The organism is Pseudonocardia nantongensis (assembly GCF_046546495.1).
GTDB lineage: Bacteria > Actinomycetota > Actinomycetes > Mycobacteriales > Pseudonocardiaceae > Pseudonocardia > Pseudonocardia nantongensis.
The window spans coordinates 25,756-46,477 of the sequence record NZ_JBKGXT010000031.1 but is presented as its reverse complement, the minus strand read 5'-3'; the positions used below and the strand labels follow the sequence as shown (position 1 = coordinate 46,477).

The 20,722-nt window shown below is 75.1% G+C and carries 21 protein-coding genes, 2 tRNA genes and 1 pseudogene; 9 read left to right on the top strand and 15 right to left on the bottom strand.

Annotated elements, in window-relative coordinates; translation table 11 throughout:
• The first annotated feature begins 3 nt into the window (after window positions 1-3).
• Window positions 4-1,005: a TerC family protein gene (locus ACLFMI_RS25335; protein WP_410950467.1), complete on the top strand. Its 1,002-nt coding sequence runs from the start codon at window positions 4-6 to the stop codon at window positions 1,003-1,005.
• A 46-nt stretch (window positions 1,006-1,051) separates the two neighbouring features.
• Here ACLFMI_RS25335 and ACLFMI_RS25330 read toward each other — a convergent pair whose 3' ends face one another.
• Window positions 1,052-1,369 (bottom strand): putative quinol monooxygenase, encoded by a 318-nt coding sequence (locus ACLFMI_RS25330; RefSeq protein WP_410950466.1) that lies wholly within the window; start codon window positions 1,367-1,369, stop codon window positions 1,052-1,054.
• Between the two features lie 135 nt (window positions 1,370-1,504).
• Between ACLFMI_RS25330 and ACLFMI_RS25325 the strand changes: the two genes are divergently transcribed.
• The gene (locus tag ACLFMI_RS25325; protein ID WP_410950465.1) at window positions 1,505-2,485 is read left to right on the top strand and encodes a helix-turn-helix transcriptional regulator; all 981 of its coding nucleotides are present in this window, start codon (window positions 1,505-1,507) and stop codon (window positions 2,483-2,485) included.
• Between the two features lie 47 nt (window positions 2,486-2,532).
• Here ACLFMI_RS25325 and ACLFMI_RS25320 read toward each other — a convergent pair whose 3' ends face one another.
• The 7 genes from ACLFMI_RS25320 to orn form a co-directional block, all read right to left on the bottom strand.
• Entirely contained in the window at window positions 2,533-3,714 is a 1,182-nt protein-coding gene (locus ACLFMI_RS25320; protein ID WP_410950464.1) for a PQQ-dependent sugar dehydrogenase, read from the bottom strand.
• 149 nt (window positions 3,715-3,863) lie between these two features.
• The gene (locus tag ACLFMI_RS25315; protein WP_410950463.1) at window positions 3,864-4,838 is read right to left on the bottom strand and encodes an asparaginase; all 975 of its coding nucleotides are present in this window, start codon (window positions 4,836-4,838) and stop codon (window positions 3,864-3,866) included.
• A gap of 9 nt (window positions 4,839-4,847) precedes the next feature.
• Window positions 4,848-6,119, bottom strand: a complete 1,272-nt coding sequence (locus tag ACLFMI_RS25310; protein WP_410950462.1) for an FAD-dependent oxidoreductase — start codon at window positions 6,117-6,119, stop codon at window positions 4,848-4,850.
• Between the two features lie 22 nt (window positions 6,120-6,141).
• Entirely contained in the window at window positions 6,142-6,756 is a 615-nt protein-coding gene (locus ACLFMI_RS25305; RefSeq protein WP_410950461.1) for a class I SAM-dependent methyltransferase, read from the bottom strand.
• Window positions 6,757-6,881: 125 nt separating this feature from the next.
• Window positions 6,882-6,953, bottom strand: a tRNA-Lys gene (locus ACLFMI_RS25300).
• Between the two features lie 100 nt (window positions 6,954-7,053).
• A tRNA-His gene (locus ACLFMI_RS25295) sits at window positions 7,054-7,126 on the bottom strand.
• Between the two features lie 64 nt (window positions 7,127-7,190).
• Window positions 7,191-7,823, bottom strand: a complete 633-nt coding sequence (gene orn, locus ACLFMI_RS25290) for an oligoribonuclease (RefSeq protein WP_410950460.1) — start codon at window positions 7,821-7,823, stop codon at window positions 7,191-7,193.
• A gap of 21 nt (window positions 7,824-7,844) precedes the next feature.
• On the opposite strand from orn, the pseudogene ACLFMI_RS25285 reads away from it, so the two are divergent.
• Window positions 7,845-8,064 (top strand): annotated as a pseudogene (locus tag ACLFMI_RS25285) (helicase HerA-like domain-containing protein); the annotation flags it as partial.
• 119 nt (window positions 8,065-8,183) lie between these two features.
• Here ACLFMI_RS25285 and ACLFMI_RS25280 read toward each other — a convergent pair.
• Together ACLFMI_RS25280 and ACLFMI_RS25275 are read right to left on the bottom strand one after the other, a co-directional pair.
• Window positions 8,184-9,824 (bottom strand): PH domain-containing protein, encoded by a 1,641-nt coding sequence (locus ACLFMI_RS25280; protein WP_410950459.1) that lies wholly within the window; start codon window positions 9,822-9,824, stop codon window positions 8,184-8,186.
• The gene (locus ACLFMI_RS25275) at window positions 9,821-10,390 is read right to left on the bottom strand and encodes a PH domain-containing protein (protein ID WP_410950458.1); all 570 of its coding nucleotides are present in this window, start codon (window positions 10,388-10,390) and stop codon (window positions 9,821-9,823) included. The genes ACLFMI_RS25280 and ACLFMI_RS25275 overlap by 4 nt, the downstream gene beginning before the upstream one ends.
• A 268-nt stretch (window positions 10,391-10,658) precedes the next feature.
• On the opposite strand from ACLFMI_RS25275, the gene ACLFMI_RS25270 reads away from it, so the two are divergent.
• Entirely contained in the window at window positions 10,659-11,450 is a 792-nt protein-coding gene (locus ACLFMI_RS25270; protein ID WP_410950457.1) for an HAD family hydrolase, read from the top strand.
• 43 nt (window positions 11,451-11,493) lie between these two features.
• On the opposite strand, the gene ACLFMI_RS25265 is transcribed toward ACLFMI_RS25270, so the two are convergent.
• Both ACLFMI_RS25265 and ACLFMI_RS25260 read right to left on the bottom strand, forming a co-directional pair.
• Window positions 11,494-12,402 (bottom strand): sucrase ferredoxin, encoded by a 909-nt coding sequence (locus ACLFMI_RS25265; protein WP_410950456.1) that lies wholly within the window; start codon window positions 12,400-12,402, stop codon window positions 11,494-11,496.
• 64 nt (window positions 12,403-12,466) lie between these two features.
• Window positions 12,467-14,125: an AMP-binding protein gene (locus tag ACLFMI_RS25260; protein ID WP_410950455.1), complete on the bottom strand. Its 1,659-nt coding sequence runs from the start codon at window positions 14,123-14,125 to the stop codon at window positions 12,467-12,469.
• A 166-nt stretch (window positions 14,126-14,291) separates the two neighbouring features.
• On the opposite strand from ACLFMI_RS25260, the gene ACLFMI_RS25255 reads away from it, so the two are divergent.
• The 3 genes from ACLFMI_RS25255 (at window position 14,292) to ACLFMI_RS25245 (ending at window position 16,351) form a co-directional block, all read left to right on the top strand.
• Window positions 14,292-14,501 carry a hypothetical protein gene (locus tag ACLFMI_RS25255; RefSeq protein ID WP_410950454.1) on the top strand — a complete coding sequence of 70 codons (210 nt, stop codon included), beginning with the start codon at window positions 14,292-14,294 and terminating at the stop codon, window positions 14,499-14,501.
• Between the two features lie 55 nt (window positions 14,502-14,556).
• A complete protein-coding gene (speG, locus tag ACLFMI_RS25250; protein WP_410950453.1) occupies window positions 14,557-15,123 on the top strand; it encodes a spermidine N1-acetyltransferase in 567 nt (188 codons plus the stop codon).
• 403 nt (window positions 15,124-15,526) lie between these two features.
• Complete coding sequence (locus ACLFMI_RS25245) at window positions 15,527-16,351, top strand: MerR family transcriptional regulator (RefSeq protein WP_410950452.1); 825 nt, start codon at window positions 15,527-15,529, stop codon at window positions 16,349-16,351.
• Window positions 16,352-16,371: 20 nt separating this feature from the next.
• Here the strand turns inward: ACLFMI_RS25245 and ACLFMI_RS25240 are convergent, their stop codons facing one another.
• The 3 genes from ACLFMI_RS25240 to ACLFMI_RS25230 form a co-directional block, all read right to left on the bottom strand.
• Window positions 16,372-16,551 carry a hypothetical protein gene (locus ACLFMI_RS25240; RefSeq protein ID WP_410950451.1) on the bottom strand — a complete coding sequence of 60 codons (180 nt, stop codon included), beginning with the start codon at window positions 16,549-16,551 and terminating at the stop codon, window positions 16,372-16,374.
• Window positions 16,552-16,666: 115 nt separating this feature from the next.
• On the bottom strand, window positions 16,667-17,428 hold the full coding sequence (locus tag ACLFMI_RS25235) for a siderophore-interacting protein (RefSeq protein ID WP_410950450.1): 762 nt from the start codon (window positions 17,426-17,428) through the stop codon (window positions 16,667-16,669).
• 52 nt (window positions 17,429-17,480) lie between these two features.
• Window positions 17,481-18,125, bottom strand: a complete 645-nt coding sequence (locus tag ACLFMI_RS25230; RefSeq protein WP_410950449.1) for a TetR/AcrR family transcriptional regulator — start codon at window positions 18,123-18,125, stop codon at window positions 17,481-17,483.
• Window positions 18,126-18,208: 83 nt separating this feature from the next.
• On the opposite strand from ACLFMI_RS25230, the gene ACLFMI_RS25225 reads away from it, so the two are divergent.
• Window positions 18,209-19,681 carry a flavin-containing monooxygenase gene (locus ACLFMI_RS25225; protein ID WP_410950448.1) on the top strand — a complete coding sequence of 491 codons (1,473 nt, stop codon included), beginning with the start codon at window positions 18,209-18,211 and terminating at the stop codon, window positions 19,679-19,681.
• Between the two features lie 10 nt (window positions 19,682-19,691).
• Entirely contained in the window at window positions 19,692-20,645 is a 954-nt protein-coding gene (locus ACLFMI_RS25220; protein WP_410950447.1) for an o-succinylbenzoate synthase, read from the top strand.
• The last annotated feature ends 77 nt before the right edge of the window (window positions 20,646-20,722 follow it).

Genomic DNA, 20,722 nt, shown 5'->3' with positions numbered 1-20,722 from the left:
GCTGTGCTCGAGGTGAGCGCGCTCGAATGGGTCATCACTCTGGGGGCGATCGTCGCGCTCCTGGCGATCGACCTCGTCCAGGGGTGGCTCCGGCCGCACAAGGTCGGTTTCAAGGAGGCGACGGCCTGGTCGGTCTTCTACATCGCGGTCGCGATCGCGTTCGGCGTGATCTTCGCGATGGTGCACGGCTGGGACTTCGGCACCCAGTACTTCACCGGCTACATCGTCGAGAAGAGTCTCTCGGTCGACAACCTGTTCGTCTTCGTCGTCATCATGACGACGTTCGCCGTGCCGGAGGAGCACCAGCAGAAGGTGCTGACCTTCGGCATCGTGCTGGCCCTGATCATGCGCGCGATCTTCATCGTGGTCGGGGCTGCGCTGCTGAACCTGTTCTCGTTCATGTTCCTGGTCTTCGGCGTGCTGCTGCTCTGGACCGCGGTCCAGCTGTACCGGCACAAGGACGAGGAGCCGGACATCGAGGACAACATGGTCGTGAAGGGCGCCAAGCGGCTCTTCCCGGTCAGCACCGAGTACGACGCAGGCAAGCTCTTCACCCGGGACAACGGCAAGCGTGTCGCCACACCGCTGTTCCTGGTGCTCGTCGCGATCGGCGGCATCGACCTGCTGTTCGCGCTGGACTCGATCCCCGCGGTGTTCGGCGTGACGCAGGAGGCCTACATCGTATTCGCCTGCAACGCGTTCGCACTGCTCGGGCTGCGGGCGCTGTTCTTCCTGGTGAAGGGCCTGCTGGACCGGCTGGTGTACCTGTCCACCGGGCTGGCGATCATCCTCGGCTTCATCGGCGTGAAGCTGGTCCTGCACTGGCTGCACGTCGACATCTCGCCGTCCGTTCCGGAGATCCCGACCATGCTCAGCCTGGTGGTCATCCTCGGCATCCTGGCGATCGTCACGGTGGCGAGCCTGATCAAGACCCGGGGCGACCCGGCGGCGAAGGCCAAGCCGGGTTCGCTGCGGGCGCGCAAGGAACGCACCGAGCAGAACTGACCGTCCGGGCGGGGTCCGTCGCCGCGGACCCCGCCCGGAGCGCGGTTCAGGACAGCCCGGGACCGCCCAGCGGGGTCACCTCGATGTACTCCGGCGGCTGGGCCAGCAGTTCCAGTACCGCGCCGAGCCCGGCCTCGCCCAGGTCGCGTTCCAGCGCCGCGTCGGACGCCGCGGCGTCGCTCCACACCTCGGTCACCCAGACCGCGTCCGGCTCGTCCGGCGCGGCGTTCACCACGTAGGCCTGGCAGCCGGGCTGGGCCGCCATCCCGTCCGCCACCCGGAGCAGTGCCGTCGCCAGCTCGTGGCCCTGCCCCTCGACGGCCACCATCCGGACGTACCGGCCGACCCGCTCGCTCGTCTCCACGGCCGCGACCGTAAACCACCCGCGTCGTGGGGCCTTGACGCGGCGCCCGGCGACGCTCCGGCGCGCCACGGCGCCACGAGGAGGGGGCGGGTGTCGAGGACCGGAGCTGCCCGCGATCACCGGCACACTGGTCCTGTGATGGAGACCTCGGCGCGGTTGCTGCGCCTGCTCGGGCTGCTGCAGGTGCCGCGCGACTGGACCGGTCCGGCACTGGCCGAGCGGCTCGAGGTCGACGTGCGCACCGTACGCCGCGACGTCGACAAGCTCCGCACACTCGGCTATCCGGTGCACTCGACGCCCGGGACCACGGGCGGCTACCGGCTCGGCGCCGGGGCAGCACTGCCCCCGCTGCTGCTCGACGACGACGAGGCCGTCGCCGTCGCGGTGGGACTGCGGACCGCGGCCGGCGGGACGGTGACCGGCATCGAGGAGACCTCGGTGCGGGCGCTGGCCAAGCTGGAGCAGGTGCTGCCGAACCGGCTGCGGCGCCGGGTCGCGGCCCTCGGCGCGGCGACCGCGACGCTGGCCGGGCGCGGCCCGACCGTGGACGCCGACGACCTGTCCGCGATCGCCGCGGCCTGCCGCGACCACGAGCGGCTGCGCCTCGACTACACGACGAACGACGGGGCCACGACCCGCCGGGTCGTCGAGCCGCAGGGCCTGGTGCACACCGGCCGTCGCTGGTACCTGGTCGCCTGGGACCCGGACCGCGACGACTGGCGGACGTTCCGGGTGGACCGGATGCGGCTGCGGCTGCCCGCGGGGCCACGGTTCGCGCCGCGGGACCCGCCGGCGGGCGGGGTCGCCGGGCACGCGCAGCGCGGGATCTCCTCGGGTGCCTACCCGCACCGGGCGCGGGTGCTCCTCGACGCGCCCGCCGACCAGGTCGGGGAGTGGGTCACGCCGGCGTCCGGCACCGTGACCGACCTCGGCGACGGTCGCTGCGAGCTCGCGGTCGGGGCCTACACCCTGGACTCACTCGGGGTCTGGCTCGGCGCGTTCGGGGCGGAGTTCACGGTGCTGGAACCGCCGGAGCTGATCGAGCACCTGGACGTGCTGGCGGCCCGGTTCGCCCGGGCCGCGGGGGCGTCCCGCGAGGTGACGACAGCGGGCTGACCGCGGCACCGTTCGAGGCGCCCGCCGGGCCGGGCGCGCGTCGCGGATCAGCGCAGCGGGACGATCACGATCCGGTCGTCGTCCGCGGCGGGGGAGCCGCGGCCGTCCCGGTTGCTGGTGGTGACCCACAGCGCCGAGCCGTCCGGGGCGGCGGCGACGCCCCGGATCCGGCCGTACCCGGTCAGCAGCTCCTGCGGCGCGCCGACGGCCCCGTCGTCCCGGAGCGGGATCCGGAACAGCCGCTCGCCGCGCAGCGCGCTCATCCACAGCGACCCGCCGGCCTGCGCGAGCCCGCTCGGCGACGCCTCGTCGGTGGGCCAGGTCAGCAGCGGCGCGACGAATCGGTCGTCGCCCCCGGCGCCCTCCACCTCGGGCCAGCCGTAGTTGCCTCCCGGCACGATCCGGTTCAGCTCGTCCGCGGTGTTCGCGCCGAACTCGGAGGCGTACACGGCGCCGTCGGGGCCGAACGCGATGCCCTGCGAGTTGCGGATGCCGGTGGCGAACACCGGGCCACCGGACGGGTTGCCCGGGGCGGGGGTCCCGTCCGGGGACAGCCGGAGGATCTTCCCGCCGAGGTCGGCCGGGTCCTGCGAGCGCGCCCGGTCGCCGGACTCGCCGGTGCCGACGTAGAGCAACCCGTCCGGGCCGAAGGCCAGCTCGCCACCGTTGTGCACGGTGCCGGCCGGGATGCCGTCGAGCACCGGCTGCTGGGCCGCGCCGTCGATCGTCCCGTCCTCGGCGGCGGTGAGGGCGACGATCCGGTTCTCGCCGCCGGCGGTGTAGTAGACGAGCACCCGCCGGTCGGTGGCGAAGCCGGGGGAGACGGCGATGCCGAGCAGCCCGCCCTCGCCGCGCGCCTGCACCCCCTCGACGACGCCGACCGGCGTCACGTCGCCCTGCGCGGACACCCGCAGGATCCGCGCCGAGTCCCGCTCGGTGACCAGCGCGTTCCCGTCCGGGAGGAACGACAGCGCCCACGGCGTCGCGAGCCCGGTCGCGAGCACCCGGGGCTCCCCGGTGTCGGCCTGCGGCTGCGGGCCTCCGGGGGTGGCCGCGCTCCCGGAGACCGAGGGGCCGTCGGCGCCGGTGGGCGCGGCCGGGGTGGCCTGCGGTGCCGCGGGCGGGCCGGAGGCGCAGCCCGCGAGGAGCGCGACGGCGGCCAGCGCCGCGAGCCCGGTCCCGGCGCACTGCCGCGGGTGGAGGACGACGGTGCCGCCGGGATCGGGCATAGCGGACACGCTACCGGGCCTCGCCCGCCCGCACCCGTCGTCACGCCGGCACCGCGACACGGGCCCCGATCCGGAGCTCCGGCGGGCGACGGTCGTGGTCCGGACGCTCCGGCGCGGGGGCACGCCGGCCGGGCTCGGGCCGGGCGGGATCAGGACAGGACGGCCCGCACGGACCCGACCGGGCGGCCGTGGCCGAGGACCTCGACCCGGGTGGCGGCGGCGAGGGCGGGGGTGCCCGCACCGAGCGCGTCCAGGACGGCGCCCGCGACCACGGGCAACGGGCGCGGCGAGCCGTCCAGCACGGTGACGGCCAGCGCGCGGCCGTCCGGGAGGGCGGCGCCGAGCACGCCCTCCGCGCCGTCCTTGACGAGGAGCCCGGGGACGGCGGTGGCCAGCGCGGTGACCGACCGTCCGGTGCCGCCGACCCACCACGGGTGCCGGCGCAGCGCGGCCGCGACCCGGCCCTCCGGCGTCCCCGGCTCCGCGACGGCGATCCGGGCGAACGCCCGCGCCAGCCCGGCCGGGGTGCTGCCGAACAGCGGCGCGCCGCAACCGTCCACGGTCGTCGTGAACGGGGCGGAGCCGGTCAGGTCGGCGACCGTGTCGGCGACCAGCCGCTGCAGCGGGTGGTGCGGCTCGCGGTAGCCGCGGACCGGCCAGCCGGCGGCGACGCAGGCCGCGAGCATCCCCGCGTGCTTGCCCGAGCAGTTCTGCAGCAGCGGCGCCGGTGCGGTTCCGGCCGCGCGGGCGGCCGCGGCGGCGTCGACGCCGAGCGGGAGGTCGGGGGTGTTGTCCAGGTCGTCGGCGGTGAGCCCGGCCCCGGCCAGGATCCGCCGCACGCCGTCGACGTGCGCGGGCTCGCCGGAGTGGCTGCCGCACGCCAGGGCGAGCAGCTCGCCGTCCAGCGCGAGCCCGGCCCGCAGCAGCGCGACGGCCTGTATCGGCTTCAGCGCCGAGCGCGGCAGGAACGGCGTGTCCGGGTCGCCGCGTTCCGGGCCGCACGGCCGTCCACCGGCGTCCCGGACCGCGACCGTGCCCAGGTGCACGGACTCGACGGTGCCTTCCCGCTCGACGTGGGCCAGCGGGACGGCACCGGTGAGAACGGGCGGGACGGGCTCGGGCATGCCCCGACGTTACGACGGGATGATCGCCGGGCTCGGGCTCAGGTCGAGGGCGCGCTCCAGTGCGGGGGACGGGTGCACCGGGACCGGGCCGTAGGCGTTGCGCCGGGCCGACCGCCGCCGGATGGCCGGGACCCGGGTCAGCAGCCGCAGGAACCCCGGCGGGGTGACCGGCCGGCCCCGCTCGCGGGCGCGGGCGACCTTGCGTTCCACCTGCACCTGCTGCTCCTGCACGGTGACGATGGCCGGCTCCCGCTCCGCCTGCACCGCGGCGAGCACCGCGTCCCCGGGGGCTCCGGCGCGCAGCGCCGGGACCAGGTGGTTCGCCGCTGCGACGGCGTCCTGGCAGGCCATCAGGATCCCGTTGCCGCCGACCGGGGAGATCACGTGTGCCGCGTCCCCGATCAGCAGCATGCCGGGCCGGTGCCACCGGGGGACCCGGGAGATGTCCACCGAGAGCAGGGTCGTCTCGTTCAGGTCGGTGAGCAGGTGCACCCGGTCGGCCAGCCACGGGACCCGTTCGGCGACCTCCCGGCGGACCGCCTCCACCCCGGCCGCGCGCAGCGCCGGGTACCCGCCCTTGGGCAGCGAGAAGCCGACCTGCCAGCGGGCCCGGCCGCTGCGCCCGGGCCCGCCGAGCAGGCCGACGTAGTGGTGCTCGCCGAAGAACAGGTCGACATCGGCGTCCGGCGGATCGTCCTCGTGCTGGGGAAGGTTGAACCAGAGCAGGTCGGTGCTCGCACCCAGCGACTCCGCGCTCCTCCCGGCCAGGGTGCGCAGCTTGGAGAACCGGCCGTCCGCGGCGACGACGAGGTCGGCCGGGATCTCCTCGCCGTCGCGCAGGGTGACGCCACGGACCGGGTCGGCCGCCGTGCCGGAGCCGAGCAGGCCACTCACCGCCGCCCCGGTACGCAGCTCGAACGACGGCCACGCCGCCGCCTCCCGGGCGAGGAAGTCCAGGAAGCGGGCCTGCGGCATCAGCGCGACGTAGTCGTAGGGAGTGTCGAGCAGGCCGTAGTCGGAGGTGGTGACCGTCCCGCGCGGGGTGCGGAACCGGAACCTGCGGGCCTGCAGGTGCGGCAGCTCCAGCAGCCGTCCGGTCAGGCCGAGCCGGTCGAGCAGTTCCAGGGTCCACGGGTGCAGCGAGTCACCGCGGAAGTCGCGGTCGAAGTCCTGGTGCCGCTCCAGCAGGGTGACCGGCAGCCCGGCCCTGGCCAGCAGGTAGGCCAGCAGCATCCCGCCCGGGCCACCGCCCGCGACGACCGTCCGGCCCGGTGCGTTCATGCCTGCCATGCTAGCTCACCGATCAAGTATCTTCTTCGTCAAGGGAATTGTGGTGCGGTCGGCGGCAGAGGAACAGCCGGGCCGGCGGGGGGTTGCGCCACTCGGTCGCGGTCTCCACCACCTCGTCGAAGAGCCCGTCGAGCAGCGTGCGCAGGTCGCGCACCCGGTTCGGCAGCGCCATCCAGGTGACGATCATGCTGAGCGCCCCGTCCGGGACCAGCCGCTGCGCGATCACGCTCATCACGTGCAGCCGCATGGCCTGCGGGAACACCGCCCAGGGCAGGGTGGAGACGAACGCGTCCACCCGGTCGATCCCGAGGTCGTCGAGGATGCGGTCCAGGTCGGTGACGTCGGCCTGGACCACCTCCAGCCACGGCTTGTGCGCGCGCAGGTGCGCCACCAGCTCCTCGTCGATCTCGAGGGCGACGTAGCGGGTGTCCGGGCCGAGCCGGGCGCGGATCGGCTCGGCCAGCACGCCGGTACCCGCGCCGAGCTCGACGACGACGCCGTCGGTCCCGCGGGGGACGACCTGGGCCAGGGCCCGGGAGAGCCTGCGTCCGGTGATGAACGGCGTCGCCAGCTGGTCCATCTTGGAGAATGACCGCCGGAGGAAGACGGTGTGGTCGGGTCGGGCCATGGGGACATCGTGGTGGGTCCGGGCCGTCCGGGCCTGTCGTGGCGACGAGTGTCACGTGGCCGGCGAACTCCCGAGAATCGGAAAATGCCCGCGGAGTGAACTCCGCGGGCATTTCCGGAATGGTGTGCGCCGTCAGGGACTCGAACCCCGAACCCGCTGGTTAAGAGCCAGCTGCTCTGCCATTGAGCTAACGGCGCAGAGATATGGAATTGTACTTCCTGTCGCTCTGCCCTGGCATTCTCGACTCCGAAAATCTAGCACCCGGCTTTCGGAGCCGATCACCGGGGGTGGCGACCGGGTGAGTGACGGGACTTGAACCCGCGGCCCCCTGGACCACAACCAGGTGCTCTACCGACTGAGCTACACCCACCATCGCGACCTCCGGGAATCTCCGGAAGCGCTGACACAGCATAGCTGCCGCCGGACGGTGCCGTTCAGGCGGGGGTCGGACCGTCGTCGCCCTGTGCGGCGACGTCCGCGACGGCCGCCGCGGCCGACTGGGCCTGCTCGGTGCTCGGGCCGGGCGGCGCCACGAACAGCGCCTTGCGGTAGTAGGCGAGCTCCCGGATCGACTCCCGGATGTCGGCCAGCGCGCGGTGCGCGAGGCCCTTCTCCGGCTTGGCGTAGAACACCCGTGGGAACCAGCGGCGGGCCAGCTCCTTGATCGAGCTGACGTCGATCATCCGGTAGTGCAGGTAGCCGTCCAGGTCGGGCATGTCGCGGGCCAGGAAACCGCGGTCGGTGGCGATCGAGTTCCCGGCCAGCGGGGCGGTGCGGGCGTCCGGGACGTGGGCGCGGACGTAGTCGAGCACCATCCGCTCGGCCTCGCCGAGGGTGACGGTGGCCCTGCGGACCTCCTCGGTCAGCCCGGACTTCGCGTGCATGTTCCGCACGACCTCGGGCATCCCGTCCAGCTTCGCCGGATCGCAGGCGATCACCAGGTCGATGCCCTCGCCGAGCACGTTCAGCTCACCGTCGGTGACCAGGGCCGCGATCTCGATGAGCGCGTCGTTGCCGAGGTCGAGCCCGGTCATCTCACAGTCGATCCATACCAGCCGGTCCGTCATCGCTGCAGACTATGTGACGACCACGCGACCGAGGGTGCCGCGCTCGAGCTCGCCACGGTCGTGGTCGACGGGACCTGCGATCCAGAGGCCCCGGTCCGCATCCCGCTGGCCACGCTGAACCGGCACGGCCTCGTCGTGGGCGCCACCGGCACCGGCAGGACCGAGACCTTTGCAGGCGCTGACCGGGCAGCTGTCCGACAACGTGGTCCCGGTCCTGCTCGCCGACGTCAAGGGCGACCTGTGAGCGGCTCACCGGGCGGATCGACGAGGCCGAGTCGCCGACCGGGCGCCAGATCACCCGCACCGTCCCCCCGTGAGGTCACCCGCAGCCTGTTCGGCACCCGCCGGCGGCGGTAGCCCTCAGGAGCGGAACGGTGTCACGGCCTCCGGGGTGACGGCGGCGACCAGGGCTACCGCGTCGGCCGGGGCCACGTCGAGGACGACCACCGAGCCTCCGCCTGCCGCCGTGGTCGCCTCCAGCGTCACGACACCGGCGCGGCGCTGGAACCGGCTCTGCCGGATCCGCCATCCGATCACGCCGTCGCGGCGCAGCGCCGCGGTCGTCCGGACCAGGGAGCCCTGGCGGGCGACCAGGTAGTCGTCGTCGAGGTGGTGGCCCAGCGCCCGGTAGCGGTCCAGGCCGAGCGGGACGGCGACCAGGACGGGAACGGCCGCGAGCGGCAGCGGCCAGGCCGGCCCACCCGCGGCGAGGAGCACGCCGGCGGCCGCCGGGAGCAGCAGGGCCGGCAGCACCGCGCGGGTCAGCCGCCGGGTGCGCGCGGACCGTGGGTGCGCCCGCAGCGGGCCGTCGGTCACCCGGTGGGTGGCGCGGGCCGCGGCGGCGGCGACGGCGTGCGCGTGGTCGCGCGCCACCGGCGGGCCCAGCGCACCGGACGACCCGCCGCCCTGCTCGCCCTCGGCGCGGGCCAGCCCCACGGTCAGCGCGCCCGCCTGGGCGCCCAGGCCGAGGGTGCGGACCAGCAACGGCTCGGTGACCGTCACCCCGCGAAGCCGCCGTTCGGACACCGACAGCGAGCGCCGGGTCAGCAGGCCGCGGCGGACCCGGAGGGTGCCGTCGGGTTCGCGGGTGAGCGCGAAGGCCCACCAGCGCTCGACGAACAGCACCACCGACCCGGCCACCATGAGGACCAGCAGCGCCGCGGCCCCGACCAGCACCGACGCCCAGATCGGGGCCGTCGACAGCTCCCCGGCGACGACGTCGGCGCCGGGCAGGGTGCGTGGGTCGACATCGGCCTCGCGCAGCAGGTTCCAGCCCGCACCGGCGACCGCGCCGATCGCGGCGAGCGAGCTGACGGTCAGCGGCGCGTACCGGAGTGACGACCAGTCGAGCCGGTCGAGCTCCACGCCCGACACCGGCTCGGCACCCGGCACCGGCTCCGCACCCGGCTCCGGGGCCGCCGCCGCGGGCGCGGCCGGCGCGGTATCCCGGGGCACGTTCCCGGTCGGGTCCGGGACGGAGCCGGTGGCCGGTGCGGGCCGGGCCAGCAGCTCGCGACGCAGGCGTTCGGCCTCGGGGGTGGTGACGGCGTCGAGGTCCAGGCCGGACTCCTTGCCGCTCTGCCCCGACCCCACCCGGACGACGCTCAACCCGGCCAGCCGGTGCAGCAGCGGTGCGGTGAGGTCGACCGTGCGGATCCGGTCCCGCGGGACCGCGCGGCGCTGCCGGTTCAGCAGGCCGCTGTGCAGCTCCACCCGCTCCGGCGTGATCCGGTAGCGGGTGGTGCGCCAGCGGATCACCCCGGCGCCGACGGCGAACACCGCGATCCCGGCCGCGATCCAGAGCTGGACCCCGCTGCCGCGCCCGGCGCCGAAGAGCACCAGAACGATCAGTGCGGGTGCGAGCTTGAGCAGTGCGGTGGCCGGGGCGACGGCCAGCATCAGCGCGGGCAGCCGGCGCCAGTCGGCGCCGGGCGGGTCGGGTGCGGGGTTGCCCGGTGCAGTGTTGCCGGGCGACGTGCGGCCGGTGTCGCTGCCGGTCACGTGGCGTCCCCGGGATGCACGCCGGTGGTCTCGGTGAGCCGGCGGGCGAGCTCCCGGGCGTCGTCGGCGTCCAGCCCGGCGATCCGGACCGGCCCGCGCGCCGAGGCGGTGGTGACGGTGACCGTCCCCAGCCGCAACGCCTGCTGCAGCGGCCCGTGCTCGGTGTCGACGGTCTGCACCCGCGGGATCGGCGCGATCCGCCACTCCCGCACCAGCCAGCCGGACCGGGTGTAGACGGCCTCGTCGGTGACCTCCCAGCGGTGCAACCGGAAGCGCAGCGCCGGCACCACCAGCGTCCCGACCAGCAGCCAGACGACGGTCAGCACCATCGCGGCGACCAGCAGCGACCGCCACGGCTGCACCGGCAGCAGCACGATCCCGACGATCTCCGCCGACAGCAGCACCAGCGGTGCCGGGATCGCGCTCAGCCGCCACCACCAGATCGCCCGCGGGTCGACCCGGTGCGCGGGCGGCCGCAACGGCAGCGGCAGCGCTCCGGACGCCGCGCCGTCGCCGGAGCTGTCTCCGGTGCTGTCGCCGGTGCCGACGGGGCCGGTGGTGGTCATGGCCCCACTCTGCCGAACGGCGGCGCCCCGGGCATGCCTGCGCGCCGTGTGCCGCGCCGTCGTGGCCGAAAGGTGGGTGACCGCCGATCCACGGCAGGAACCCGACCGCCTCAGACTCAAGAGCGCGACGGCAACGACCCGGGTGCCGCAGCGACGCGGAGGGGGTTCGCGCCGAGTCGCCGGCCCGGCATGCCGCGTGCTGCGACGTGGTGCGGCGTCGGCCACGCGGAGCGGCGATCGGCGGCGGGGGAGACCTAGGGTCGGTGCCGTGCCCCGCCCCCGCCTGGTCGCCCTGGACATCGACGGCACGATCGTGCACGGGAGGGCGGGGCCGACCCCGGCGGTGCGGGCCGCGATCGCCGCGGCCGCGGAGCACGCCGCGGTGATGCTCTGCACCGGCCGCTCGGTATTCGGGACCGCGGTCGCGCTGGACCAGCTCGGCCTCGACGCCGGCGTCACGCTCACCTCGAACGGCGCCGTGGAGATCGACACCGCCACCCGGGAGATCCGGTCGGTCCGGACGTTCGACGTCACCGGGGCACTGGCCCGGCTGCGCGCGACGTTCCCGGGCGCCCGCTACGCGTCCGAGCACGTCGGGGTCGGGCAGCGGGTCAGCGAGCCGTTCCCGGACGGGCTACTCGCCGGGGAGGTCACCGTCGTCGGCGCGGACGCGCTGCCGGCCGAGCCCACCCCGAAGCTGATCGCCTACTGGCCCGGCCGGACGCCGGAGGAGACCCGGATGCGCGCCGCCCGGCTCGAGATCGCGGACGCCACGATGACCCTGGACCACGAGTTCCCGTGGGTGACGCTGGTGCCGGCCGGGGTGTCGAAGGCGTCCGGACTGGCGCGGGTCGCGGCCCGGCTCGGGGTGGACCGCGGCGAGGTGCTGGCGGTCGGCGACGGCGACAACGACCGCGAGATGCTGCGCTGGGCCGGGCACGGCGTCGCGATGGGGCAGGCACCGCCGGAGGTCCGCGCGGACGCCGACGAGGTGACCGCCGCGGTCACCGAGGACGGACTGGCCCGCATCCTGGAACGCCGGTTCGCCGCGGCGGCCTGAGCTCGGGGGACGGCAGCCGGCGGAGTCGGCGGGGTGGGCGGGTTCAGCCTTCGACCGGGGTGCCGGCGACCAGCGGGGTCACGGCCTCCAGGGCCGCACCGCAGGACGGCGGCCGCGCGGCGGCACCGGAGTCGGCCCGCACGTCGACCGACCACCGGCGACCGTCCCGGGTACGGACGACGACCGCGCCCGGCCCGTCCACGGGCTCCACCAGGAGGGCGTCGACGTCGCCGATGCCGGTGTGCTCGCGCACCGCGAGCTCGGCGACCTGCTGGGCCGGTTCCAGGCCGGCGTGCCCGCGGCAGTTCCACGGGTCCACCGCACTGCCGGCCGCGGCCTTGAGCGCGGCGAGTGCGTTCCCGGTGTCCAGCCGTCCGTAGGTGTAGCCGGTGGGCAGCACCAGCCCGGTCGGGGCGAACCGGTGCCCGCCGAGGTGCGTGCACTCCCAGACGTCGGCGTCCGCGGCCGCCAGCTCGCCGGCCAGCGACCGCCCGTGGACCGCGCAGCAGACGTCCCGGCGGCCGTGCGCGCACACCAGCAGCACCGGGTCGGTGACCGGCTCCCCGGCAGCCGGGTCGAACGTCACCGCGGCCAGGTCGTCGGTGCCGCGCACGGTCGTCCGGGTGACCCGGGAGCAGCCCGGCGCGAGGTCGGCGACGTACACGGTGCGGGCGCCGTCGCAGTCCCGCCCGGCACGGCCGGTGCGGCGGATCAGCAGCAGTGCCGTGTCCTGGCTGCGCAACCGGGAGAACAGCTCGGCGACGTCGGTGTCGGCGTGGTCGGCGACCTTTCGCGGCCACGCCCCGACGTGCTCGACGGCGATCAGCCGACGCAGTGCCGGCGCGGTGCCCGCCAGCGGTTCCCCGGCGCCCGCGCTGAGCGCGGCGCATCCCGTCGTGGTGATCGGCGCGCGTCCCCCGGCGGGGGTGTCGAGCGTGCCGGGTGCCGTCATCCGACCAGTGTAGGCAAGGCAAGCCTGAGTTCAAACTCGGAGGTGGATCGCCACCCGGACGGGCTCATTCCTGGCCGGGCAACTCGGTGCGCAGCACCTTACCGGTCTGGTTGCGCGGCAGCTCGTCGAGAAAGTGCACGTCACGCGGGACGGTGAACTTCGCCAGGTCCCGCTTCACCAGCTCGCGGATCCCGTCCGCGGTGAGCGTCGCGCCGGGCTCGGTGACGACGTAGGCGGCCAGCCGCTGGCCGTAGTCGTCGTCCTCGACGCCGAGCACGCAGGCCTCGCGCACGCCGTCCAGGCCGGCGATCAGGTCCTCCACCGGCCCGGGGTGCACGTTCTCGCCGCCGGAGACGATCATGTCGTCGGCCCGCCCGGTCAGGAACAGCCGGCCCTGGTCGTCGAGGTGCCCGACGTCGCCGGTACCGAGCAGCCCGTACCGCTCCTCGAGTCCCTCCTGGCCGCCGGTGTAGCCCTCGAACGGCAGGCCGTTGGCGACGAACACCCGGCCGTCGGTGCCGGCCGGGACCGGCTCGTCGTCGTCGCCGAGGATCAGCAGCGTGGTGCCCACCGGTGCCCGGCCCGCGGTGCCGGGGGCGTCCCGCAGGTCGGCCGGGTCCGCGATCGAGACCCAGGAGACCTCGGTCGAGCCGTAGAGGTTGTAGAGGCACTCGCCGAAGCGGTCCATGAACCGGGTGGCCTGGTCGGCGGGCAGCGCGGAACCGCTGACCGCGACGATCCGCGGCTCGTGCGGGCCGCCCCAGCCGTCGGCGCCGGACTCCAGCACCCGCTGCAGCATCACCGGTACGGCGAACACGGTGCCGCACCGGCGCTGCTGCACCGCGTCCAGGAAACCCTCGGGGGTGAACTTGCGGCGCAACACGATCGTCGCACCGTGCAGGGACGCCAGCTGCAGCGCGGCGTTGCCCCAGGTGTGGAACAGCGGGGCGGCGATGTGCACGGCCTCGCCGGCCTGCAGCGGGATCGCCGAGAGGATCGACGCGGCCGGAGCCAGGCTGGACGGGTGCGGTCGCTTCGCGCCCTTGGGCGTGCCGGTCGTGCCCGAGGTCAGCACGATCAGCTTCGAGCGCTCCGGCTTGAACGGCAGCTCCCCGGGCCCGCCGCGCTCGATCATCGCGCCGAGCTCGTCCAGCACGCGGTCGCCGGCAGGCCGGGGCCGGTCCGGGCCGGCCGTCAGCACCGCCCGCGGCCCGGCCGGGACGACGTCGAGGAAGTCCGGGTCCGTGACGACCGTGTGCAGCTGCTGCTGGGACTGCACCCCGGCGAGCTGGTCGGCGGACAGGCCGGTGTTGAGCAGCACGACGTCCGCCCCGACCTTCCCGGCGGCGACCATGACCTCGACCGGCGCGCGGTGGTTGCGGCACAGGACGCCGACCGGCGCCCCGGGGCCGGCCCCGGAGTCGAGCAGGGCCAGCGCGAGCCGGTCGGTGCGCTCGGCCAGCTCGGCGTAGGTGAGCACGCTGTCGTCGTCGACGACGGCCAGCCGGTACGGGTGCCGGGCGGCACCGACCGAGAACGCGGCGGCGAGGCTGTGCCCGTACCGCACGAACGCCCGGCCCATCCCGTAGAGCCGGGCCGGGCCGAGCGGGCGGACCACTCCGGAGCGGGTCAGCGCGACGGCGGCGCGGGCGGTGCCGCTCCCCAGCTCGTAGGCCGTGCGGGCGGTGCCGGTGAGGTTCTGGAGCAGCGGGGATGCGGCCATGCGCGGCAGTCTCGCAGCCGGGCCGTTCGTTCCGCCGGGCTCAGGGTGGTGATCTGTGCGTGAGGTCACTGTGCACATCCGTCATGTCTCGTGGTGTGACGACGATGTGTCGTGTGGTGGCCCACCGGCCGCCCGCACTCCCACCACTCTTCCGTCGGGGATCCTGATGCGCCTGTACCTGCCTGCCCGCACGTCCGCCTCCGGCCGCACCCTGGTCCGGGCCGGTCGTCCGGTGAAGACGATGCCCGCGTCCGGCGGGCTCGCCGCGGTCTGCCGGTGCGGTGCCGCCCGCCCGGCCGGCGGAAGCTCGCTGCCGTGGCGGGACTGCCCGGAGTGCGCCGCGCCGCGCCGCGGCACCGCCGTCGCCGCGGGCTGACCGCCCCGCCCCGTAGGTTGGCGGGCGACCCGCCCGAACCGGCCCGGAGGCCACGGTGATCACCAGTCCGGAGTTGCGGTTGCGCGCGCTGGAACGCGACGACCTGCCGTTCGTGCACGAGCTGTCCAACGACTCCGGGATCATGTCCTACTGGTTCGAGGAGCCCTACGAGGCGCTCGTCGAGCTGCAGGACATCTACGACCGGCACGTGCACGACAGCCGCGAGCGACGGTTCATCATCCAGATCGGCGGGACCGGTCCTGCCGACGGTTCCGGTGGGCCCGCGGCCGCGGCGGACGGCCGGGCCGGGCTCGTCGAGCTGGTGGAGATCGACTACATCCACCGCAAGGCCGAGTTCCAGATCATCGTGCACCCGGCCTTCCAGGGCCGTGGCCTGGCCGCCCGCGCCACCACGGCCGCCCTGGACTACGCCTTCGGCGTCCTCAACCTGCACAAGGTCTATCTCGAGGTCGACGTCGAGAACGGCCGGGCCGTGCGTGCCTACGAGCGTGTCGGGTTCGTCATCGAGGGCGAGCTGCGCGAGGAGTACTTCGCCGCCGGCCGGTACCGGGACGCGTTCCGGATGGCGATCCTGCAACGCGACCACACCGTCGGGGGCTGACCGCGGCGCCGGACCGGCCGGCCGGGTGGGGGACCCGTCGGCCGGCCCGGTGCACTCTGGTCGCGGGCATGCGACCGGGAGCCGGGGTGTCCGCGCCGGGGGCCGCCGCGCCAGGACCGGGGCGGGGACCGCCGGACCGCTCGGCGTCCGGCGCGCTGACGTTGACACCGCCCAACGGTAGTATCCGGTGCAGCGATGATGTCAACGTCTTGTGATGGAGTGGCTATGATCAGCAGAAACAGGGTGTGGGTCGGCGCGTCTCCGATGTCGTGGTGGTGATGCATCGATCGGTGTCACCGTCGGTGCACGGCGCGTGACGCGACGGGCGGACGGCCCCCGATCGGGTTGCGGACCGGCTGTCGGACGGCGGCCGGCGCGGCTGCCCCGGGTAGGCTCGCCCGCGATGTCCGGACCGCTGCCCCCGGGGGACGAGTTCACGATCGACCAGCTCGCGGCGCGGGCCGGGATGACCGTGCGCAACGTGCGGGCCCACCTGTCCCGCGGCCTGCTCGACCCGGGGGAGATGCGCGGACGCACCGCCTACTACGGCGCGGAGCACCTGGCCCGGCTGGAGCTGATCGCCGGGTTGCAGCGCCGCGGGTTCTCGCTGGCCGCGATCGGCGTCCTGGTCAACCAGACGCCGTCCGGCAGTGCCGAGGAGGCGCTCCGCCTCTACCGCGGCATGCTCGCCCCCTGGCAGCCGGAGGCTCCGGTGGAGATCGGGGCGGACGAGTTCGATGCCTGGGCCGGTGCCGAGCTGTCCGCGGCCGCGGTCGCCCAGCTGGTGGATTCCGGGCTGGTCGAGCGGGTGGCGGCGGACCGCCTGCGCATCCTCAACCCGTCGATGGTCCGGGCCGGGGCGCACGCGGTGGCGCTCGGCCTGTCGCCGGAGGCGATCGCCGAGACCGGCGTCGCGCTGCGGGCGCGGACCCGGGAGGTCGCCGACATGTTCGTCGGGCTGTTCGAGGACCAGGTCTGGCAGGCGCACGTCGACGCCGGGCTCCCGCGCGAGGGCGCGGCCGACGTCCGGACCGCGGTGGAGGCGCTGCAGCCGGTCGCCACCCAGTCGCTGCTCGGGGCGTTCCGGCAGACGATGCAGGAGTCGATGGACGACTTCATCCACCGGCTCTCGGGCGACCTGGCCGAGGCCGAGCGCGCGGCACGGAGGCGGCGCGGCGTGACCGACCCCGACCCCGACCCCGACCCTCCGGACGGCGCGGACAGCTGAGGCGTCTTCTCCGAACCGGGTCAGGTCCACCTCGGCGCGCTCCAGCGGCCGGCCGGTGTCGGCGACGAACCGGCGCAGCCGGGTCTCGGACTCCTGGCGTGCGGCCAGCGCACCCGGTAGGTCCCGAGCGTCAGCGCGACGTCGTGCGCCCGGCCGTCGGCCGGCACCGCCCGCAGCGCGTCCAGGTCGGCCGTGGCCACATCGGCGCTGGTGGCGCCGGGCGAGCTCGGCGCGGACCACCCGGCCGCCGTCGAACATGGCGGCGATCGAGAGCGGGCCCTGGCCGGGCGGCGCTCGGGGTGAGGAGCGCGCGGGTCAGCGGGCGCGCCAGTAGCCGGTCGCGTAGACGGCACGCCGGTTGAGCTTCCGGTCGGTCAGCAGGTGCGCGCGCAGGTCGCGCACCGCGGCCGACTCGCCGGAGAGCCAGGCCTGTCCGCGGCCGTCCGACAGCTCCGCGGCGCGCACCGCCGCGACCAGCGGCTGTCCGGCCGGGGCGTCCCCGCGGTGCACCCAGGTGACCCGGGCCGAGCCCGGCAGCTCCTGCTCCTCACCGGCGTCGGCGATCTCCAGGAACGCCAGGACCGGGACGTCCGGCAGCTCGGCGGCCAGCGTCTCCAGCACCGTCGCCACCGCCGGCAGCGCGGACTCGTCGCCGATCACCAGCTGGTGCTCGGCGGTCCGGTCGGGTTCCCAGCGGCCGCCCGGCTCGGACACCCCGACCCGGTCGCCGGGCCGGGCCGCGACCGCCCACGCGGCGGCCGGGCCGTGCCCGGCGTGCAGCACGAAGTCGACGTCGAGCTCGCCGTGCTCGCCGGCGTCCGGGGTGAAGCGGCGCACGGTGTAGGTCCGGATCGCCGGCCGCGGTTCGCCGGCCGGCCAGACCGGCCCGCCGGTGCTCGCCCGGGGTACCGCGGGCCGGTCCTGCCCCTCGACCGGGAAGAACATCTTGATCCGGCGGTCCGGGCCGTGACCGGGGAAGCCGTCCAGCTCCTCGCCGGACAGGGTCACCCTGATCATCGCGGGGGTGACCCGCGCGGTGCGGACCACGCGCAGCAGGCGGGGGGCGGTCGTGCTCATGGTCGGTCCAGTGTCCCGTACCGGCGCCGGGGCCCGGGGAGGGGCCGGGGAGTCAGGACCGCGCGCGCAGCCCGGCCAGGCCGCTCCACACGACGTCCATCAGGAGCTCGGTGGCCTGCTCGGCGGTGACCCGCTCGTCCTGGGCGCGCCACACCGCCAGCCGTTCGGAGGCTCCGACGATCACCTGCGCCCACCCGGTGAGCCGCTCCGGCGCCGTACCCGGAACCTGCATCCCGAGCAGTCCGGCGATGAAGTCGATCTGCTGGGCGCGAGCCTGTTCCAGCGCCTCCTCGGTGACCCCGGCCTCGGAGCAGAACAGCGTCCACGCCGGGGCCCGCCGGTCCAGGAACTCGAAGAAGGCCAGGGCGCCGTCGTGCAGCATCGCCTCCGGGGACCCGGCGCGGGTCGCGGCGGCCACGGTGACCTCCAGCAGCTCGCCGCGGGCCCGGGCGATGCAGGCCAGCAGCAGTCCCTCCTTGGAGCCGAAGTGCGTGTAGAGCACCGGCTTGGTGACGCCGACCCGCTCGGCCACCTCGTCCATCGACACGTCGACGTAGCCGCGCTCGCCGAACACGGCCACCGCGGCGTCCAGGATCTGGCGCTCCCGCTCGGCGCGCGGCACCCGGCGCCGGGGCCCGCCGTGCGGGCGTGCACCGCCCGGGGAGCCGCTGGGCGTGGGGACGGCCTGCGAGGTCACGTCCGGGACGCTACCGGGCGTAAGTTACCCGTGGTAGGTTACCGGCGGTAACAGTAGTAGTGATCATGCCGGGAGGGCACTCCATGACCGAGAGCGGCGCAGCCGGGACGACGGTCGACACCGTGATCGTCGGGAGCGGGTTCGCCGGTCTCGGCGCCGCGATCAAGCTCGACGAGGCCGGTCGCCGGGACTGGGTGCTGCTGGAGAAGGCGGAGACGCTCGGCGGCACGTGGCGGGACAACCGCTACCCGGGCTGCGCCTGCGACGTCGAGTCGCACCTGTACTCGTTCTCGTTCTTCCCGAACGACGAGTGGACCCGCACCTTCGCCCCGCAGGCCGAGATCCGCTCGTACCTGGAGGACGTCGCCGACCACTACCGGCTGCGGGACCGGATCCGGTTCTCCAGCCACGTCACCGGCGCCGAGTGGGACGGGACGGGCTGGGACGTCCGGCTCGCCGACGGGTCCGCGCTGCACGCCCGCTACGTCGTCTTCGGCACCGGCGCGCTGCACGAGCCGTCCGTCCCGGAGATCGAGGGGCTGGACACCTTCGCCGGCACCGCGTTCCACTCGGCGCAGTGGGAGCACGGCCACGACCTGCGCGGGACGCGGGTCGCGGTGATCGGGACCGGTGCCAGCGCGATCCAGTTCGTGCCCGCGATCGCCGGCGAGGTCGAGCACCTCACGCTGTTCCAGCGCACCGCTCCGTGGGTGCTGCCCAAGCCCGACAAGCCGATCCGCGAGCGCACCCGCACGGCATTCCGACGAGTGCCGGGGCTGCGGGCGGCCTACCGGGCGTCGCTGTACTGGCGGCACGAGGCGATGGTCGTCGGCTTCCTGCACCCGCGGATCATGAAGGCGGCCGAGCGGGTCGCCCGGCTCTACCTGCGCCGCCGGTTCGCCGGGGACCCGCAGCTGCGGGAGAAGGTCACCCCGGACTTCCGGATGGGCTGCAAGCGCATCCTGATGAGCAACGACTACTACCCGGCCCTGCGCCGGGACGACGTCGAGGTCGAGACGGCCGGGATCGAGCGGATCACCGAGCGCGGCGTCGTCACGACCGACGGGGTCGAGCACGAGGTCGACACGATCGTCTTCGGCACCGGTTTCCGGGTCGGGGACGGGATGAGCCGGATGGCGATCACCGGCCGGGACGGCGTCAAGCTGGCGGATGCCTGGCGGGACGGCCCGCAGGCGCTGCACGGCACCACGGTCGCCGGGTTCCCGAACTTGTTCACCCTGGTCGGGCCGAACACCGGGCTCGGGCACAGCTCGATGGTGCTGATGATCGAGTCCCAGCTGAACTACGTCCTGGACGCGATGCGGATGGTCGAGGACAACCGGGCGGTCGCGATCGACACCCTCGCCGCCGTCCAGGACGACCACAACGCCGAGTTGCAGCGCAGCCTCGGCGCGGCGGTGTGGGGGTCGGGCGGCTGCGCCTCCTGGTACCTCGACGAGCACGGCCGCAACCGCACCCTCTGGCCCGGCTACACCTTCACCTTCCGCCGCCGCACCCGGCGGGCCGACCCGGCCGCGCACGAGCTGGTCGCCTAGCGTTTCCGGCGTGCACACCTACTCCCTGCCGATGACCACGCGCTTCCGCGGGATCACCGCCCGGGAGGGCATGGTGCTGCACGGCCCGGCCGGGTGGGGGGAGTTCTGCCCGTTCGCCGAGTACGACGACGCCGAGGCCGCCGCCTGGCTGGCCGCGGCCCGGGAAGCGGCGGGGACCGGCTGGCCCGAACCGGTGCGCGAGCGGGTGCCGGTCAACTGCACCGTGCCCGCGGTCTCCCCGGAGCACGCGCAGCGGATCGTCTCCGCGTCCGGCTGCAGCACCGCCAAGGTCAAGGTCGCCGAGCGGGGCGGCGCGGTGTCCGAGGACGAGGCCCGGGTCGCCGCCGTCCGGGACGCGCTCGGGCCGTCCGGGAGGATCCGGGTCGACGCCAACGGCGCCTGGTCCTCCGGCGCCGCCGTCGCGGCGATCGCCCGGCTGGACGCGGCCGCAGGCGGGCTGGAGTACGTCGAGCAACCGTGCGCGTCGGTGGCGGAGCTCGCCGCGGTGCGCCGTGCCGTGGACGTCCCGGTGGCGGCGGACGAGTCGATCCGCCGGGCCGAGGACCCGCTCCGGGTGGTGCGGGCGGAGGCGGCCGACGTCGTCGTGCTGAAGGTGTCCCCGCTGGGCGGGGTGCGCCGGGCGCTGCGGATCGCCGAGGACTGCGGGCTGCCGGTCGTGGTCTCCTCGGCCGTCGAGTCCAGCGTCGGGCTGGCCGCGGGGCTGGCGCTCGCCGGGGCGCTGCCGGAGCTGCCCTACGCCTGCGGGCTGGGCACCGGGTCCCTGCTGGCCACCGACGTCGTCGCCGACACCGACCGGCTGCTCCCGGTCGGCGGGTCGCTGCCCGTGCCGCGCCGGGCGCCGGAGCCGGTCCGGGCCGGCGAGGCCGCCGCCCCGCCGGAGCGGGACGCCTGGTGGCGGGCCCGGTACGACCGGGTCGCCGCCCTGCGCACGCCGCACCCGTGACCGGCGCGATCGGGGCAGCGTGCGGCACACCGCTACCCGGCGCGGGGCGGCGTCGTCCTGCGCGGCACACGCTGTAC

Excerpts from the sequence above, each read along its gene's own strand:
- ACLFMI_RS25275 (WP_410950458.1), bottom strand. The coding sequence starts at position 10,390 with ATGACCACCACCGGCCCCGTCGGCACCGGCGACAGCACCGGAGACAGC.
- ACLFMI_RS25225 (WP_410950448.1), top strand. The coding sequence starts at position 18,209 with ATGACCGAGAGCGGCGCAGCCGGGACGACGGTCGACACCGTGATCGTC.
- ACLFMI_RS25245 (WP_410950452.1), top strand. The coding sequence starts at position 15,527 with ATGTCCGGACCGCTGCCCCCGGGGGACGAGTTCACGATCGACCAGCTC.
- ACLFMI_RS25305 (WP_410950461.1), bottom strand. The coding sequence starts at position 6,756 with ATGGCCCGACCCGACCACACCGTCTTCCTCCGGCGGTCATTCTCCAAG.
- ACLFMI_RS25260 (WP_410950455.1), bottom strand. The coding sequence starts at position 14,125 with ATGGCCGCATCCCCGCTGCTCCAGAACCTCACCGGCACCGCCCGCACG.
- ACLFMI_RS25235 (WP_410950450.1), bottom strand. The coding sequence starts at position 17,428 with ATGAGCACGACCGCCCCCCGCCTGCTGCGCGTGGTCCGCACCGCGCGG.
- ACLFMI_RS25255 (WP_410950454.1), top strand. The coding sequence starts at position 14,292 with ATGCGCCTGTACCTGCCTGCCCGCACGTCCGCCTCCGGCCGCACCCTG.
- ACLFMI_RS25310 (WP_410950462.1), bottom strand. The coding sequence starts at position 6,119 with ATGAACGCACCGGGCCGGACGGTCGTCGCGGGCGGTGGCCCGGGCGGG.
- orn (WP_410950460.1), bottom strand. The coding sequence starts at position 7,823 with ATGACGGACCGGCTGGTATGGATCGACTGTGAGATGACCGGGCTCGAC.
- ACLFMI_RS25315 (WP_410950463.1), bottom strand. The coding sequence starts at position 4,838 with ATGCCCGAGCCCGTCCCGCCCGTTCTCACCGGTGCCGTCCCGCTGGCC.
- ACLFMI_RS25320 (WP_410950464.1), bottom strand. The coding sequence starts at position 3,714 with ATGCCCGATCCCGGCGGCACCGTCGTCCTCCACCCGCGGCAGTGCGCC.
- ACLFMI_RS25265 (WP_410950456.1), bottom strand. The coding sequence starts at position 12,402 with ATGACGGCACCCGGCACGCTCGACACCCCCGCCGGGGGACGCGCGCCG.